Genomic DNA, 15,122 nt, shown 5'->3' on the forward strand with positions numbered 1-15,122 from the left:
GAGCATGGCGAAGAAGGCAGCGACGGATAAGGCGAAGGACGAAAGCTGGGGCAAGACGATCCGCGATATCGCGGTCATACTGCTGCTCGTTCTCGGCATCCACAGCTTCATCGCCAAGCCTTTCTATATCCCGTCCGATTCGATGATGCCGGTGCTGCTGTCGGGCGACCGGCTGATCGTCAGCAAATATCCCTATGGCTGGTCCTATGCCTCGGTGAGCTTCCACCTCGCACCCAAGTTCGCGGGCCGACTGTTCGGCAAGCTGCCCGAACGCGGCGACATCGTGGTGCTCGAACATCCGGTCACGCGCGAAGATTATATCAAGCGCGTTATCGGCCTTCCGGGCGACACCATCGAGGTCAAGGCGGGGGCGCTGTCGATCAACGGCAAACCGGTGAAGCGCGAAGTTCAGCCGATGCTGTCGATCCCCGTCGACGCCAACACGCCGTCGGGCGACGGCAGCCTGTCGCGCAACGTCGTGCCCGGCGCCGACGGCCAGCCCGTACTCGAAGTCCCGATCGTCCGTGAAACCCTCCCCGGTGGCGCTACCTTCGACACCATCGACCTCGGCGCGAGCCAACTCGACGATTATGGCCCCTATAAAGTCCCGGCGGATCATCTGTTCCTGATGGGCGATAACCGCGACGGCAGCGCCGATAGTCGCGCGCCCCTCGAGGCCAAGGGCCTAGGCGGCGCCGTACCGTTTGACGCGATCGCGGGCCGCGCTGAAATCATCAGCTTTTCGACCGATGGCACCGCCAAATGGTATAATCCGCTGAGCTGGTTCCAGGCATTGCGGTCGGGCCGTGCGGGAACCGACCTGCGTCCCGAGCGTCAGGCCAATATAAATTAGGGAGTAATGGCATGGCGCAAAGCGAAGGAAAAACAGAAGCACGCGCCGAAGCCCCCGGCCCCACTGAAATCCAGAGTCACCTGGTCCGCACCGAACTGCTCAAGGCCAGCGTCTGGCTGGGCATGGCGCTGTTGATCGGCGCCTGCATCATCCTCGTCCAGCCGATCCTGTTGATCTTTGCCGGCATCGTGATGGCCTCGATGCTCGACGGCGGCACGCGCCTGCTCGGTCGCGTGCTGCCCATAGCGCGCGGCTGGCGCCTCGCGATCGTCTGCCTGACGCTCGTCGCCTTCATGGCATGGACGGTTATGTTTGCGGGGTCGCAAATCGCCGATCAGGCCGCGACCTTGCAACAGGTCATCATGGTCCAGGTCGAACGCATCGCCGCTTGGGCGAGCGCACACGGCATGGGCAATTTCCAGCTCGATACGAAGACCATCACCGACAATCTCGCCGGTACCTTCGGACGCGTCACGGCGGCGGTGGGTTCGGTCCTCGGCGGCCTGACCAGCCTGGTGATGATTGTCGTGCTTGGCATCTTCATCGCGATCGAACCGCGGCTGTACGAGCGCGGCGTCGCGTGGATGCTGCCGATGAAGAGCCGCGAGAACTTCTACATCACCACCGCGCGCATGGGCTTCACGCTGCGCCGGCTGATGGCGGGACGCCTGCTCGGCATGCTCGTTGAAGGCATCGGAACATGGCTCGCCTGTCTTGCAGTAGGGATTCCGATGGCGGCGCTGATGGGGCTCCTCACCGGCCTGCTCGCGTTCATTCCCAATATCGGCGCGATCGTGTCGGGCGTGCTGCTCGTCCTCGTCGGCTTTTCGGCAGGGATGGACACCGGTCTCTATGCCATCGCTATCTATTTCGTCGTCCAGACGGTCGACGGCTATCTGATCGTGCCGATGGTCGCGAAGAAGACGGTCGACCTCGCCCCGGCTCTCGTCCTCGGCGCTCAGATATTGTTCGGCGCGCTGCTCGGACTGATGGGGCTGTTTCTTGCCGACCCGATCGTCGCGATGATCAAAGTTGCGCTGGAGCGCGAGGCCGAGCGCAACGCGGAAACGCAGCCCGAATAAAGGAAAACGGCGGCGGGCTGATCCAGCCCACCGCCGCTTTTTGGCATATCCCTGACCGCGCCGATTACGGCTGCGGCGCGCCCGGAGGCGGACCTGCAGGACCGCCCGGAGCGCCGCCCTGCATCTGCTGCTGCTGTTGCTGCATCATCTGCTGCATCTGGCGCACTTCGGCTTCCGAACGGAAATCGAGCAATTCGACATCGAAATGCAGCGTGCTGTTCGCCGGGATCGGCCCGGCTTCGCGGTTGCCATAGCCCAGCTTCGCCGGAATGCTGATCTTATACTTGCCGCCCTTTTGCATGCGGGTCAGCGCTTCGGAAAAGCCGGGAACAACCTGGGCAACCTGCATCGGCGCCTGTTCATTGGCATCGAAAACGGTACCGTCGTCGAGCTTGCCTTCATATTTCACCAGCACCACGTCAGCGATCGTCGGACTGGGACCGGTGCCGGCCTTTACAACCTCGAAGCTGATGCGCGGGGTGCTGTAATAGGCGAAGGCCGCGCCCGCAGCGAGCAGCGCCACAAGGCCGATCCACAGCAGCCACAAACCGCCCTTGCCCACCGGGCGCAATGGAACCGTCGTCACACTCATCGTCGCTGATCCTTCCCTGCCCCGTCAGAGGGCGAAAACACGGGCAAGCCTATAGGCGGAGCGGCGCAGAGCGGTCCAGTGGCAATATACGCGCGCGCATAACGAAAAAGGGCGCCGCGTTGCCGCAGCGCCCTTTTCACGAACTGGATCCCGAATGGATCGACGGGTTCTACTTGATCCCGTCGCGTTCCATCCGCTTGCGCTCCATCTTGCGGGCGCGGCGGACAGCTGCAGCGCGCTCACGCGCGCGCTTTTCGCTGGGCTTCTCGTAATGACGGCGCAGCTTCATTTCGCGATACACACCCTCACGCTGCAGCTTCTTCTTGAGCGCGCGAAGGGCCTGGTCGACATTATTGTCGCGAACGATGATCTGCATACGCCGTGTCGTCTCCTGTTCGTCGGACGCTCCATGGTTCCGGGAAAGACCGGTGCATCATGAATCGCCTATATTCGGGCAATAAAAAGAGCGCCGCAAGCCAGCGACGTTCGGATGAAGCGCCAACTAGAGAGATTCGCGCTCAAATGCAAGCCCCCGCGCGGTGAACCGCGCCCGGACCGCCGCAAGCCCCGCTTCCCCGCTGCGGGATTGTGCCGCCCCTGTACCCTATGGCATAGGTAGCAGGACGAAACCGACATAATCGGCAAGAGAGGATTGACCATGGCGACCCAGCTGAAACGCAACAGCAAATATAGCGAAGCCGAATGGACGGCGCGACAGGAGCTTGCCGCCTGCTATCGCATCTTTGCGATGATGGGCTGGGACGAGATGATCTTCAACCATATCACGGTGAAGCTGGACGATCAGGAAGGCGCTTTCCTGATCAACCCCTATGGTATGCATTTTAGCGAAGTCACCGCCTCCAGCCTGATCAAGATCGACATCGACGGCAACAAGCTGGACGAGGATAATCCCTGGCATGTCAACAAGGCGGGCTTCGTCCAGCACAGCCTGTTCCACCGCGTCCTGCCCGACGCACATGCGATCATCCACACGCACACCACCGCGACGATGGCGGTGTGCGGGCTCGAAGGCGGATTGCAGCCGACGAACTTCTACGCCTGCAATTTCATGGGCCAGCTCGCCTATCATGATTTCGAAGGCATTACGGTGCGCGAGGAAGAAGGCACGCGACTCGTCGAGCATCTCGGCGACAAGCGCATCCTGATGCTGCGCAACCACGGCCCCGTCGTGATGGGCAAGTCGCTGTCCGACGCCTTCATAAAATATTGGGCGCTCCAGCGCGCGTGCGAAATCCAGCTCGCGACAATGAGCATGGGTAAGCCGATCCTGATCAGCGACGATGTCGTCAAGGTCCACCAGCGCGACCTCTATATGGCGCAGATTCCCGGCCGCCAGTCGGGCAAGGCCGAATTCGACGCGATGGTGCGCAAGGTCGACAAGATCGACACAAGCTGGCGTGACTAATCCGGCCAGACGGCTAAACCGGCCCGCATGACGCGATTCTCTGTCAACGACCGTCCGGTCGAATATCGCATGGAGCCCGAAACGCCCCTGCTGTGGGCGCTGCGCGATGCGTCGAACCTGACGGGCACCAAATATGGCTGCGGCACCGGTGAATGCGGCGCCTGCACCGTCGATATCGACGGCGAGGCGATCCGCAGCTGCATGGTCACGATCGCCGAATGCGAGGGCCGCTTCGTCACGACGATCGAGGGGCTGGCGCGCGACCGCAGCCATCCGGTGCAGCAGGCGTGGGTGGCCGAACAGGTGCCGCAATGCGGCTTCTGCCAGTCGGGGATGATCATGGCCGCCGCCGCGCTGCTGCGGACGAACAGCAATCCCAGCGACGCAGAGATTGACGCGGCGATGACCAACATTTGCCGATGCGGCACCTATCTGCGCATCCGCACCGCGATCCGCCTCGCCGGACGCGTGATACGCGGCGAAGAACGGATCGCCGCCGCCCCGCCGCCGGGCATCCGCCCGGCCGATGCCGCGCGCGCAGTGCCAGCGCTGCGCCCGGCCCGCAGAAACTGAACAGCCCCGTTCATCTAGCTGAACCGCAGGCAACGGCCCGGTCAGCCGTCGATCATCTTGCGAGGCGTAAGAATCACTTCATCATCCCGGCTGGTGCCTTCAGCGATCGGGAAATGGGTTGGAGAATGGCGAGATGAAGAAGATGTTCGGAGGTTTGCTGATCGCTGCAACGATCCTGACCCCCATCGCCCCGGCGGCCGCGCAGGCCTCGGGCGAACGGGTCCAGATTGCGCAGCGCGGCGACCGTGGAGATCGAGGCGACCGTGGGCCACGCGGCCCCGAAGTGCGCCGTGTCGGCAATGGCGGCGGTCAGACCCGCCCCGACCGTGAGCAGGGCCAGCGGCCGCAAGTCGAGCGCCAGCAACGCGGCGAAGCGCGCCAGCAGCAGTGGCAACAGCGCGGCAATGATCAGCAGCGGCAGGCACAGCGCCAGCAATGGCAACAGCAGCGCAATAATGACCAACCGCGCCAGACGCAGCAGAGCGATCGCCAGCGCGGCACCTATGATCGCAACCGCGATGGTCAGGTCGACCGGCGAACCGATCGCAACCGCGACGACCGCACCGGCCGTCAGTGGGACCGCAACCGCGACGGTCAGGTCGACCGGCGAACCGACCGCAACCGCGACGGTCAGATCGACCGCCGCTGGGACCGCAACGATAACAACCGTGTCGACCGGCGCACCGATCGCAACCGCGATCGCGATCGCTATAACGACCGGCGCTATCGCGACAATGACCGGGGCAATCGCTGGAACCGCGATTGGCGCAGCGACCGGCGCTATGACTGGCGCAGCTATCGCCAGTCGAATCGCAATTATTACCGGATGCCGCGATATTATTCGCCCTACCGGAACCATAATTACACGCGGTTCAGCATCGGCTTCACCCTGGGTTCGCTCTTCTATGGCCAGCGCTACTGGATCAACGACCCTGGTCATTATCGCCTGCCGCCCGCTTATGGGGGCTATCGCTGGATCCGCTATTATGACGACGCGCTTCTGGTCGATACCTATTCGGGCGAAGTGGTCGACGTTCTTTACGACTTCTTCTGGTAATATCCTTTCGGTTACCCGAAGACAAACTGAGGGGTCGGTTCGCCGGCCCCTCTTTTTATGTAATGGAGAAATATCCGGCAATTGATGGCCCGGCCCCCGGGCCGAAACGGGCGCTATTCCGTTTCGCTTAGCAACTTGTTATAGCGTTGACATGCCTGCTGTTCGCCTCTTGCCGCCCACCCAGTTTTTCGACCGCGCCCAATGGTCTGCGATCACCACCGCGTCGCGCTGGCGTGGCCCATGGCTGGTCGCCCACGCGTGGATCGTCAGCATCGCCCTCGTCGGCCTTGCCGCCTGGTCGCAGAACCCCATCGCATGGCTGCTCGCGGTGATTTTCGTCGGCGGGCGTCAGCTCGGCCTTGCGATCCTGATGCACGATGCCGCGCACGGCGCGCTGCATCCGAACCGGAAAATCAACAATTTCCTCGGCCAGTGGATGACGGGTGCCGCGGTCGGATCCGATCTCATCGCCTATCGCACCTATCATTTGCAGCATCACAAATTTACCCAGCAGCCCGAAGACCCCGACCTCGCACTGTCGAGACCCTTCCCCACCACGCGTGCCAGCCTGTGGCGCAAGGTACTGCGCGATATGACTGGCCAGACCTTCTTCAAACAGCGCGTGGCGCAGTTCGGATATGCGCTGGTCGGCGTGAAAGCGATGCTCCGCGGCGAGCAGCCAGTGAAGAGCGGCGCCAGCACCAAGGCAGGGACCCCGTTCAACAAACAATCCGACGACGGCATGACCTCACCGACGGTCGACGTCGCGGGGGCGATGGCGGTGGCCCGCGCGGTCGGCCGTTTCCTTGTCGTTCAGGCGATATTGCTCGCGGCTTCGCTCGCCCTCTATGGCTGGACGCCCTATCTTCTCTGGCTGGCGGGGCTCGCGACGACCTTTCAGCTTTACCTGCGCGTCCGCAATATCGCCGAGCATGCGTGCACGACGACGGGTAGCCAGGATCCCTTCACTCACGCACGGACCACACACGCCGGCTGGCTGGCGCGGGCGACGGTTGCACCCTATTGGGTCAATTATCACTCCGAACATCATCTGTTCATGGGTGTCCCCTGCTATCGGTTGCCAGAGGTCCATGCCGCACTCGGCCGCGCCGGTCGGCATGACGCGATGACGATCGCGCCGAATTACGTGGCAGTGCTGCGGCAGGTCACCGCAAAAGGCTGAGCCGCCTGCCCTACTCCTGAACGAAACGCTGCCCGGCGCGGTCCTTGACCGTCTTTGCGGGGTCAAAGATCAACCCGTTCATCGCGATATAGACCCCGGGCGGCAGCGTCTGCACCGCCGCGAGCGCGAAGCCAACGTTGAATTCGGCATCGCTCGCGCGGACCGACGCGGGCTGCATCGCCCCCGTCATCACGATCGTCTTGCCCTCTATGCCCGCAAGTACGCGACCGGTGACGGGCATCGTGTCGGTGCCGTGGGTGACGAGAATACGCGTCGCCTCGCTTGCCGCGACCGCAACGCGAATGAGCTCACGGTCGGCGTCGTCGAGCTCAAGACTGTCCTTGCGCATCAACTGGGTGACGCGGTGCGGAACATGGACATTATGCTCGCGCAGCATGTCGGGAATCGCCGCGGGGCCGATCTGGAATTCGCTAAGCGCGTCGAAATAAACCTTGTCGATCGTCCCGCCGGTGGTGAAGATTTCGATCGCGTCGGTCACGCCAAAGCCTCGGCAATCAGCCGCCGCGTGTTGTCGATCCCGAACAGCGCGATGAAGCTGCCCATGCGCGGCCCCGCGCTCGATCCGAGCAGGGTTTCGTACAGTGCCTTGAACCAGTCGCGCAGATTTTCAAAGCCATAGGCCTCGTTCTTGCCAATCTCATACACGATGTTCTGGATATCATCGGCGCCCGCATCGGCGGGAAGCGCCGCCAGCCTGGCGTCGAGTTCCTGCAAGGCCGCGCCCTCGCCGCCCTGCGGCTTGCGGCGGTTCAGCGTCGGCGCGACATAGTCGCGGTTATACGCCATCGCATTGTCGATCAGCCCGTCGAGCTCGGGATAGGTCGCCGCGTCGGCCCCTTCGACATATTGGCCGAGGTAACGCCAGATCTGGTCCTTCGACGCGTCGGCGCCCATCACCCCGACGAGGTTCAGCAGCAGGCCGAAGGTCACCGGCAGTTCCTTCACGGGCACCGGCTCGCCGCGCGCGACATGGACGTGATGCACCGGATTGCCGAGCTTCTTGTCGCCGTCCTGTGCCGGATAATTGCCGCGCATCTGGAGATATTCATCGACCGCCTTCGGGATCACCCCGATGTGAAGCTGCTTCGCCGCCTTGGGCTCGCGATAGGCGAAGAAGGCGAGGCTTTCCTCGCTGCCATAGTCGAGCCATTGCTCGAGACTGAGGCCATTGCCCTTCGACTTCGAAATCTTCTCGCCCTTTTCGTCGAGGAACATTTCGTAGATCAGCCCTTCGGGCTTGCGGCCGCCGAGCGCCTTGGCGATCTTGCCCGACTGGACGCCGCTGTCGGTCAGATCCTTGCCGTACATTTCATAATCGACGCCGAGCGCGACCCAGCGCATCGCCCAGTCGACCTTCCACTGCAGCTTGGCGCCGCCGCCGAGGATCGAATGGGTGATCGTCTCGCCCTCATCCTCGAACGACACGAGTCCCGCCTCGGCATCGACGACGGTGATTGGCACCTGCAGCACAATCCCCGACTTGGGGCTGACCGGCAGGATCGGCGAATAGGTCGCGGCGCGTTCGGCGCGCAGCGTCGGCAGCATGATGTCGAGAATATCCTGATTGTGGCGCAGGACATTCTTCAGCGCATCATCGAACGCACCCGACTTGTAACGATCGGTCGAGCTGACAAATTCATATTCAAAGCCAAAACGGTCGAGAAATTCGCGCAGCATTGCGTTGTTATGATGTGCGAAACTTTCATACTTTCCGAACGGATCGGGAATGTCGGTCAGCGGCTTGCCGAGATGCGCGCGCAGCATGTCGCCGTTCGGAATATTGTCGGGAACCTTGCGCAGCCCGTCCATATCGTCGCTGAATGCAACCAGCCGCGTCGGCGCACCGCCGGTGATCGCCTCATAGGCGCGTCGGACCATCGTCGTGCGCAACACTTCGTTGAAGGTGCCGATATGCGGCAGGCCCGAGGGACCATAGCCGGTTTCGAAAATCACGGCCTCGCCGCCGGGCTTGCCGTCGGGATAGCGTTTCAGCACCTTGCGCGCTTCCTCGAACGGCCAGGCCTTGGAGGTTTGCGCGGATGCGCGCAGGGCGGGATCAAGATGCATATCAGTCATGAAAGCGCCCATAGCGGGAAGAAAGCAGGATGGGAAGAAGCGCGGAAATCTGCGCAACTTCATTCGCGATTCGCCTCCCGGCGCCAGAAGGCACCGGTCGGCAACATGGGTCGAATGAAGCACGGCGGGACAATGTAGGAAAGGCCGCATTCCCCCAGCCTTTGGCGCCCCCGCGCAGTTCATGGTTTCAGCGCATTGCCTTTCAGGAGTTGGCCGGGAATCGCAGGGCGGTCCGGCGCCGCCAGCGTCACCGCGTCGCCGTCGATCGACAGGCTGGCACAGTCCTGATCGCGAAAATCGCGCCACTGCTCGGCGACGCACAGCTTGCCGTCGGTCTGCACCAGCCATTTGATCGACGTCGGCGCCCCATCGCCCCATTTCGCCAGACCGGAGCCGTCGCGCAGAAAATAGACGACGCTATCGGTTTCGGCCTGTCGGTCGGCGGCCTTCAACAACATTGTATTGCCGATCAACGCGTCGGCCATCTTCCGGGTCTCCGCCCCGGCTGCGGGCGAGAGGTGGCGGGCGTCCCCCTTCAAAAACCGGGCATGCAGGGGGCCGATTCTGTCGTCACGCAGGGTCACGAGATCACCCGCGATCGCAACGGCGGCGCAGAAGCTTCCCTTCCACTGCCCTCCGCTCAGGCACAATTGATCATCGCGCCCGCGGATCGACCATTTTTCATCGGCCTGAAGCACCCAATGATCGAAATAGGGCTGATCATTATGCGCCCGTCGAGCCGTTCCGCCCGGCATGAAATAATGCGCCCGATATTCCCGGCCGCCACCCTCGGGAATGAAGACGAGCGTATTGCCGACCAGCGCATCAATGGCCGCTCTCCCGGTGAGCCTCTCCCCTGAAAGCGTCGCCGGATCGAGCCTCCATGCATCGCCTTCTAAAACCCTGCCGGACCATTCCGGTCCGCTCGGGGGGGCCAGCGTCGCGCTGGCACCGTCGACCGAGAGTATTCCGCAATCTCCGTCCCAAGGCTGGCGCCCAAGATCGGTGATACAGAATTTTCCATCCGACAGATTGGCCCATCGGATGGCGCGCGGTTCGCTGGCACCATCGGGTCCGCGCGTTATCGCCCGTCCGGTGCCGTCGAGGTAGAGAAAAACGCCGATCTCCGCGCCGGGCTGGCCGGGCTTGGCGTAGACGAGCGTATTGCCGACCAACGCGCGCGCGGCTTTATGGGCGACTTCCGGGCGCGACCCCTCTTGGGCATGCGCCGCAAGGTTCCCAACGGGCGCGAGGCCCAGCGCGGTCGCCGCGATCGCCCATGTCCTGAATTGCATGATCTTTACCCGCATATTTCTTTCCCGGATTGGCGCTTATACTGACCATTAGCCATCAGAAATATAGCCCGAATCCTTCCCGGTGACGATCGACGGGAGAATGAGCGGAAGGTCATAGTTACCCGAAATTTACCATGTTGCGCCTAAGATCGGCGCATGATGACCCATCGCACCCCGCAGCCCCGTGGCCACAAGCGCACCGCCGTCTCGATCGAGATCACCGTCAACGGCGTGCTCAACCATGTCGACGGCCGGATCACCGACCTGTCCGAAGGCGGCGCACGGATCGACGGGGTCAGCCTGCCCGCACGATCGCGCTGCGAAATCCATTATGGCGGCGCGGTGGTTTATGCGGTCGTCATGTGGTCCGAGTTTGATCGCATGGGGGTGCGTTTTCCCTATGAGCTGACCCATGGGCCGTTGTTCAACGCGCTCGAACGCGCACGCGGTGCGGCGATGCTCGACCCGGCGCGGATTTTCCTGAGCAACCGCCCTTCGGGTTTTGGACGCCGCGGACTGAGCTGAAACGAAACAATTCTCCATGTGCCGCAGGCATGGGGAGGTGGCAGTCGCCCTAGGCGGCTGACGGAGGGGCTATGACGCCACGGCCCCTCCACCACCGCTTCGCGGCGGTCCCCCTCCCCATCGCTTCGCGACAGGGAGGATCAACGTCACACCTCGCGCTTGCCGCGTTCGCGCTTTGTCCCTAGTTTGGCGCGGTGTCGCCCATCGCTCTCCCTCCCCTGCCCGCGATCCATGCGAGTCACGTCGGTATCTGGATCGCCAGCCCCGACGGCCGCGTGCAGCGCGTCGGGCGCGGTGAGGCGATCGCTGCGGTCGCGGCCACCCCGCACCTGCTGCTCGGCGCGACGCTGGCCGGCGACCGGCTCGGCTATCCCGAATTGTCGGGGCTCGACCTGCTCGAACTCTTTGCCTTCCTCTATCCCGCGCGTTTCGCGGTGCCGACCCCGGCGGGAATCGCCGCCGCGATCGGGCTCGAACCACCCAAGGCAGAGGAAGATATTGCCGCCTTCCTGCCGGAGGCCGCCGCCGCGATGCTCGCCAGCCTCGCCGATCCTGACTGGCCCGAGCGCGAGGGTGCATGGCACGGCCTCCAGGCGCTCGCCCGCCAGCGCTGGCCGTGGGCGGCGCTGGTCCAGCCGCGCCTTGCCGCGCCAGATCAGGCCGACCGCTGGCTGTTCGCGCGCCTGCCCGAATGGGAGGAAGGACCGGCGCGCCTGCCGCCGCGACAGGTGACGATCAATCCCGACGATGTGACCGCACGGCTCGACCGGCTGACCGGCGACGGCGCCGAACGCCGCCCGGGACAACAGGATTATGCCCGCGCCGTCACCACGATCTTCGAACCGCGCGAGCGCAAGGATGCGCCGCAGATGCTGGTCGCCGAAGCCGGAACCGGGATCGGCAAGACATTGGGCTATCTCGCCCCCGCGAAGCAATGGATCGACCAGTCGGCGGGCAGCATCTGCATTTCGACCTTCACCAAGGCGCTGCAACGCCAATTGTCGCGCGAGACCGAGAAACTCTATCCCGACGCCGCGACCCACCGCGAAAAGGTGGTGGTGCGTAAGGGCCGCGAAAATTACCTCTGCCTGCTGAACCTCGAGGATGCGTTGCAGGGCGGCTTTTCGGGCCGCGCCGCGATCCTCGCGCAGCTGGTCGCGCGCTGGGCGACCTATAGCCGCGACGGCGACATGATCGGCGGCGACCTGCCCGGCTGGCTGCCCGCGCTGTTCCGCCGCAACGGCACCACCGCGCTGACCGACCGGCGCGGCGAGTGCATCTATGCCGGTTGCCCGCATTTCCGCAAATGCTTCATCGAACGCTCGGCACGCGCCGCGACGCAGGCCGAGATTGTGATCGCCAACCATGCGCTGACGATGGTGCAGGCGGCGCGGCCGCGCGACGGCGGCGCGCCCGCGACGCGGCTGATCTTCGACGAAGGCCATCATCTGTGGGACGCCGCCGATTCGATGTTCGCCGCCGCGCTCACCGGACAGGAAGCAGTCGAAATCCGTCGCTGGGTGCTGGGTCCCGAGGGCAAGTCGCGCGGGCGACGGCGCGGGCTCGCGGCACGCCTCGCCGATCTCGCCAGCTATGACGAAGCCGGCGACCGCGCAATTCAGGCCGCGATCACCGCCGCGGCAGAGCTGCCCGGCGACGGCTGGCTCGGCCGCTTGACCGAAAATGATCCGTTGGGCGCGGTCGAACGGCTGCTCGCCGCCGTGCGCGCGATGACCTTCGCCCGCGCGGTCGAAACCAAGACCGCCGACGCCGGCTATGGCATCGAAACCGAGCTTGCCGATCCCGATGCAGGGCTGGTCGACGCCGCCGCAAGCGCGAGCGACGCGCTCGATGCGCTGCTGCGCCCCCTGCTGGCGCTCGGCAAGCGGCTCGAGGCGTTGATCGACGACCCGCCCGACTGGCTCGACGGACAGGCGCGCGCGCGCATCGACGGCGCGCGGCACAGCCTGAACACCCGGATCGACACGCTCGGTGGCTGGTTGTCGCTGCTCGGGCGCGTGGGCGGCCCCGCCAACCCCGATTTCGTCGACTGGCTCGCGGTCGACCGCTATGACGGACGCGAGTTCGATTGCGGACTGCATCGCCACTGGCTCGATCCCGCACGGCCAATCGCCGAGGCGGTCTATCGCCCGGCGCAGGGCGTGCTCGTCACCTCGGCGACGCTCCGCAACGGCGGCCATGGTCATGGTGGCTGGGCCGACGCCGATATCCGCACCGGCGCGCGCCATCTGGACGGCAGCGTCCGCCATTTCGCGGTTCCCAGTCCCTTCGACTATGCCCGCCAGTCGGAAGTGCTGATCGTCACCGATATCGCGCGCGGCGATCTGCCCGCACTCGCCGGCGCATACAGCCGCCTGATCGAGGCGTCGGGCGGCGGCGCGCTGGGGCTGTTCAGCGCGATCCGGCGGCTGCGCATCGTCCATGCGCGCGTCGCCGACCGGCTCGCGCGCGCCGGGCTGCCGCTCTATGCGCAGCATGTCGATCCGCTCGACACCGGAACGCTCGTCGATATTTTTCGCGCCGATCCGCACGCCTCGCTGCTCGGCACCGACGCGCTGCGCGACGGGGTCGATGTGCCCGGCGAATCGCTGCGGCTCGTGGTGATGGAGGGCGTGCCCTGGCCGCGGCCGACGATCCTCCACGCGGCGCGGCGCGCGGCGCAGGGCGGCAGCGCCTATGACGATATGGTCATTCGCGGCCGCATAGGTCAGGCCTTTGGCCGCCTGATCCGCCGCGCCGATGATTTCGGGCAGTTCGTGATGCTGTCCTCGTCTTTCCCGTCGCGATTGCTCAGCGCTTTTCCCGAAGGCACGCCGATCCGCCGCCTGCCGCTCGACGAAGTGGTGAACCATGTCGCCGCCGCGAACGTCGAACGGAGAAAAAGCGCCTTTGCCGCCTTTTCACCGTCATGAGTTTGCGGCACAAGGCGGCGCAACGAGGGAAGTGCGCTGCGGCGCGGGGAGAGATTTTGAAGAGTTTGACGATCCTGCGCCATGCCAAATCGGGCTGGGACGCCGCCGTAGAGCGCGATTTCGACCGTCCGATCAATGTGCGCGGCCAGCGCGGCGCCGAACTGGTCGGCCAATGGCTGAAGCGGCAGAAATTGCCGGTCGATCATATCCTGGCATCGCCCGCAGTGCGCGTGACCCAGACGCTCGACATCTTCCAGCCCGCCGCCGATCTCGACCATCTTGAACCCCATTGGGACAGGCGTATCTATCTCGCCTCAGCAGCGACATTGATCGACGTCATTCGCGAGGGCGGCCGCGACGCGACGCACCTTCTGATCTCGGGACATAATCCGGGGCTGGAGGATCTGATCCTGATGCTCGTTCCCGAATCGGCCGACGACGAATTGCGCGCCAAGGTGGACCAGAAACTGCCGACGTCGGCGCTGGCGCGGCTTGAGCTCGATATCGACGACTGGCATGCGCTCGATACCGGAATCGCACGCTTCACCCAATTCATCCGCCCGCGCGACCTTGACCCGGCCCTGTCGCCAGCGATCGACTGAACGTGATCACTTCGCTTTAAATCGTCATTGCGAGCGAAGCGAAGCAATCTCCAGCCATCAGCCTTGCGCAAAATCGACAGCGGGAGATTGCCGCGTCGCTACGCTCCTCGCAATGACGATGAGAATAAGCTGACTAAGCGCCCAGCGCGGCCGCAAGCCTGCGGCGCAGCGCGACCAGCGCCTCGACCGGAACCCCCGAAATCCTCTGCACCGGCGCGGCGCTCTCTAACGACGGCGAGCGCGTTTCAGCGGCGATGGATGCGGCAACGGGCCCGGTGGCGCCCGGACCCGACAGCGCCTTGCGCGCGCCATCGACGGTAAAGCCCTGCACATGCAGCAAATGGTGGATACGTTCGGCCAGCGCGACATCTTCCGCGCGGTAATAGCGGCGGCGCCCCGAGCGCTGGAGCGGCTTTAATTGCGGAAAGCGCGTTTCCCAATAGCGCAGCACATGCGTCGGAACGCCGATGCGCGTCGCCAGTTCACCGATCGCGAGCATCGCGCCGACGGCTTTGCCGCTGTCGTTGGGGCCGCCATCGCCCGAATCGTCAAAGTCAGACATGGCGGCACCCCATATTATTTACCCGCGACGCGGGCGCGCATCGTCTGGCTGGCGCGAAAGGTCATGACCCGTCGCGGCAGGATCGGCACTTCGATGCCGGTCTTGGGATTGCGGCCGATGCGCTGTGCCTTGTCGCGCAGGACGAAGGTGCCAAAGCCCGAGATCTTCACATTCTGCCCGTCCGCAAGCGCGTCTGACATATGATTCAAAATCGATTCGACGATATGCGCCGACTCATTGCGCGACAGACCAATCTGCTGGTTGATGCGTGCCGAAATATCGGCGCGGGTGAGTGTCCCTGCTGCCATCATCTTCCCTTCCCCCTACTGAAGCGAATGCATA

At 64.2% G+C, this 15,122-nt stretch carries 16 protein-coding genes; 9 read left to right on the plus strand and 7 right to left on the minus strand.

Annotated elements, in window-relative coordinates:
- The first annotated feature begins 4 nt into the window (after positions 1-4).
- Both lepB and CDQ91_RS04420 read left to right on the plus strand, forming a co-directional pair.
- On the plus strand, positions 5-853 hold the full coding sequence (gene lepB / locus CDQ91_RS04415) for a signal peptidase I (protein WP_088471902.1): 849 nt from the start codon (positions 5-7) through the stop codon (positions 851-853).
- Between the two features lie 11 nt (positions 854-864).
- Positions 865-1,935: an AI-2E family transporter gene (locus CDQ91_RS04420; protein ID WP_088471521.1), complete on the plus strand. Its 1,071-nt coding sequence runs from the start codon at positions 865-867 to the stop codon at positions 1,933-1,935.
- 64 nt (positions 1,936-1,999) lie between these two features.
- On the opposite strand, the gene CDQ91_RS04425 is transcribed toward CDQ91_RS04420, so the two are convergent.
- Together CDQ91_RS04425 and rpsU are read right to left on the minus strand one after the other, a co-directional pair.
- A complete protein-coding gene (locus CDQ91_RS04425; RefSeq protein WP_088471522.1) occupies positions 2,000-2,527 on the minus strand; it encodes an FKBP-type peptidyl-prolyl cis-trans isomerase in 528 nt (175 codons plus the stop codon).
- Positions 2,528-2,696: 169 nt separating this feature from the next.
- Positions 2,697-2,903 carry a 30S ribosomal protein S21 gene (rpsU, locus tag CDQ91_RS04430; protein WP_003047635.1) on the minus strand — a complete coding sequence of 69 codons (207 nt, stop codon included), beginning with the start codon at positions 2,901-2,903 and terminating at the stop codon, positions 2,697-2,699.
- Between the two features lie 282 nt (positions 2,904-3,185).
- Here rpsU and CDQ91_RS04435 point away from each other — a divergent pair, with 282 nt between their 5' ends.
- The 4 genes from CDQ91_RS04435 (at position 3,186) to CDQ91_RS04450 (ending at position 6,766) form a co-directional block, all read left to right on the plus strand.
- Positions 3,186-3,953, plus strand: a complete 768-nt coding sequence (locus CDQ91_RS04435) for a class II aldolase/adducin family protein (RefSeq protein WP_088471523.1) — start codon at positions 3,186-3,188, stop codon at positions 3,951-3,953.
- A gap of 27 nt (positions 3,954-3,980) precedes the next feature.
- Entirely contained in the window at positions 3,981-4,526 is a 546-nt protein-coding gene (locus CDQ91_RS04440) for a (2Fe-2S)-binding protein (RefSeq protein ID WP_088471524.1), read from the plus strand.
- 133 nt (positions 4,527-4,659) lie between these two features.
- On the plus strand, positions 4,660-5,583 hold the full coding sequence (locus CDQ91_RS04445) for an RcnB family protein (protein ID WP_237245817.1): 924 nt from the start codon (positions 4,660-4,662) through the stop codon (positions 5,581-5,583).
- 151 nt (positions 5,584-5,734) lie between these two features.
- Complete coding sequence (locus CDQ91_RS04450) at positions 5,735-6,766, plus strand: fatty acid desaturase family protein (RefSeq protein WP_088471525.1); 1,032 nt, start codon at positions 5,735-5,737, stop codon at positions 6,764-6,766.
- Between the two features lie 10 nt (positions 6,767-6,776).
- On the opposite strand, the gene CDQ91_RS04455 is transcribed toward CDQ91_RS04450, so the two are convergent.
- The 3 genes from CDQ91_RS04455 to CDQ91_RS04465 all read right to left on the minus strand — a co-directional run bounded on the left by CDQ91_RS04455 (position 6,777) and on the right by CDQ91_RS04465 (position 10,158).
- Positions 6,777-7,265, minus strand: coding sequence for an asparaginase domain-containing protein (locus tag CDQ91_RS04455; RefSeq protein WP_088471526.1), 489 nt, complete (start codon positions 7,263-7,265; stop codon positions 6,777-6,779).
- Positions 7,262-8,863, minus strand: coding sequence for a lysine--tRNA ligase (locus CDQ91_RS04460; protein WP_174688466.1), 1,602 nt, complete (start codon positions 8,861-8,863; stop codon positions 7,262-7,264). Before CDQ91_RS04460 ends, CDQ91_RS04455 begins: the two co-directional genes overlap by 4 nt.
- A 179-nt stretch (positions 8,864-9,042) precedes the next feature.
- Positions 9,043-10,158, minus strand: coding sequence for a hypothetical protein (locus CDQ91_RS04465; RefSeq protein WP_144036684.1), 1,116 nt, complete (start codon positions 10,156-10,158; stop codon positions 9,043-9,045).
- Positions 10,159-10,314: 156 nt separating this feature from the next.
- Here CDQ91_RS04465 and CDQ91_RS04470 point away from each other — a divergent pair, with 156 nt between their 5' ends.
- The 3 genes from CDQ91_RS04470 to CDQ91_RS04480 all read left to right on the plus strand — a co-directional run bounded on the left by CDQ91_RS04470 (position 10,315) and on the right by CDQ91_RS04480 (position 14,218).
- Positions 10,315-10,683, plus strand: a complete 369-nt coding sequence (locus CDQ91_RS04470; RefSeq protein ID WP_088471528.1) for a PilZ domain-containing protein — start codon at positions 10,315-10,317, stop codon at positions 10,681-10,683.
- Between the two features lie 203 nt (positions 10,684-10,886).
- Positions 10,887-13,616, plus strand: a complete 2,730-nt coding sequence (locus tag CDQ91_RS04475) for an ATP-dependent DNA helicase (RefSeq protein WP_088471905.1) — start codon at positions 10,887-10,889, stop codon at positions 13,614-13,616.
- A 56-nt stretch (positions 13,617-13,672) separates the two neighbouring features.
- Positions 13,673-14,218 (plus strand): SixA phosphatase family protein, encoded by a 546-nt coding sequence (locus CDQ91_RS04480; RefSeq protein WP_088471529.1) that lies wholly within the window; start codon positions 13,673-13,675, stop codon positions 14,216-14,218.
- 133 nt (positions 14,219-14,351) lie between these two features.
- Here the strand turns inward: CDQ91_RS04480 and CDQ91_RS04485 are convergent, their stop codons facing one another.
- Entirely contained in the window at positions 14,352-14,780 is a 429-nt protein-coding gene (locus CDQ91_RS04485) for a MerR family transcriptional regulator (RefSeq protein WP_088471530.1), read from the minus strand.
- 14 nt (positions 14,781-14,794) lie between these two features.
- Positions 14,795-15,091 carry an integration host factor subunit alpha gene (locus tag CDQ91_RS04490; protein WP_088471531.1) on the minus strand — a complete coding sequence of 99 codons (297 nt, stop codon included), beginning with the start codon at positions 15,089-15,091 and terminating at the stop codon, positions 14,795-14,797.
- Between the last annotated feature and the right edge of the window lie 31 nt (positions 15,092-15,122).

Origin of the sequence: Sphingopyxis witflariensis (assembly GCF_002205635.1) — a bacterium.
Taxonomy (GTDB): Bacteria; Pseudomonadota; Alphaproteobacteria; order Sphingomonadales; family Sphingomonadaceae; genus Sphingopyxis; species Sphingopyxis witflariensis.

What these genes read in the sequence shown, in the direction of transcription:
- CDQ91_RS04460 (WP_174688466.1), bottom strand. Translation starts at nt 8,863, where the DNA reads ATGACTGATATGCATCTTGATCCCGCCCTGCGCGCATCCGCGCAAACC.
- CDQ91_RS04465 (WP_144036684.1), bottom strand. Translation starts at nt 10,158, where the DNA reads ATGCAATTCAGGACATGGGCGATCGCGGCGACCGCGCTGGGCCTCGCG.
- CDQ91_RS04470 (WP_088471528.1), top strand. Translation starts at nt 10,315, where the DNA reads ATGATGACCCATCGCACCCCGCAGCCCCGTGGCCACAAGCGCACCGCC.
- rpsU (WP_003047635.1), bottom strand. Translation starts at nt 2,903, where the DNA reads ATGCAGATCATCGTTCGCGACAATAATGTCGACCAGGCCCTTCGCGCG.
- CDQ91_RS04440 (WP_088471524.1), top strand. Translation starts at nt 3,981, where the DNA reads ATGACGCGATTCTCTGTCAACGACCGTCCGGTCGAATATCGCATGGAG.
- CDQ91_RS04425 (WP_088471522.1), bottom strand. Translation starts at nt 2,527, where the DNA reads ATGAGTGTGACGACGGTTCCATTGCGCCCGGTGGGCAAGGGCGGTTTG.
- CDQ91_RS04490 (WP_088471531.1), bottom strand. Translation starts at nt 15,091, where the DNA reads ATGATGGCAGCAGGGACACTCACCCGCGCCGATATTTCGGCACGCATC.
- CDQ91_RS04445 (WP_237245817.1), top strand. Translation starts at nt 4,660, where the DNA reads ATGAAGAAGATGTTCGGAGGTTTGCTGATCGCTGCAACGATCCTGACC.
- CDQ91_RS04485 (WP_088471530.1), bottom strand. Translation starts at nt 14,780, where the DNA reads ATGTCTGACTTTGACGATTCGGGCGATGGCGGCCCCAACGACAGCGGC.
- CDQ91_RS04435 (WP_088471523.1), top strand. Translation starts at nt 3,186, where the DNA reads ATGGCGACCCAGCTGAAACGCAACAGCAAATATAGCGAAGCCGAATGG.
- CDQ91_RS04450 (WP_088471525.1), top strand. Translation starts at nt 5,735, where the DNA reads ATGCCTGCTGTTCGCCTCTTGCCGCCCACCCAGTTTTTCGACCGCGCC.
- lepB (WP_088471902.1), top strand. Translation starts at nt 5, where the DNA reads ATGGCGAAGAAGGCAGCGACGGATAAGGCGAAGGACGAAAGCTGGGGC.
- CDQ91_RS04420 (WP_088471521.1), top strand. Translation starts at nt 865, where the DNA reads ATGGCGCAAAGCGAAGGAAAAACAGAAGCACGCGCCGAAGCCCCCGGC.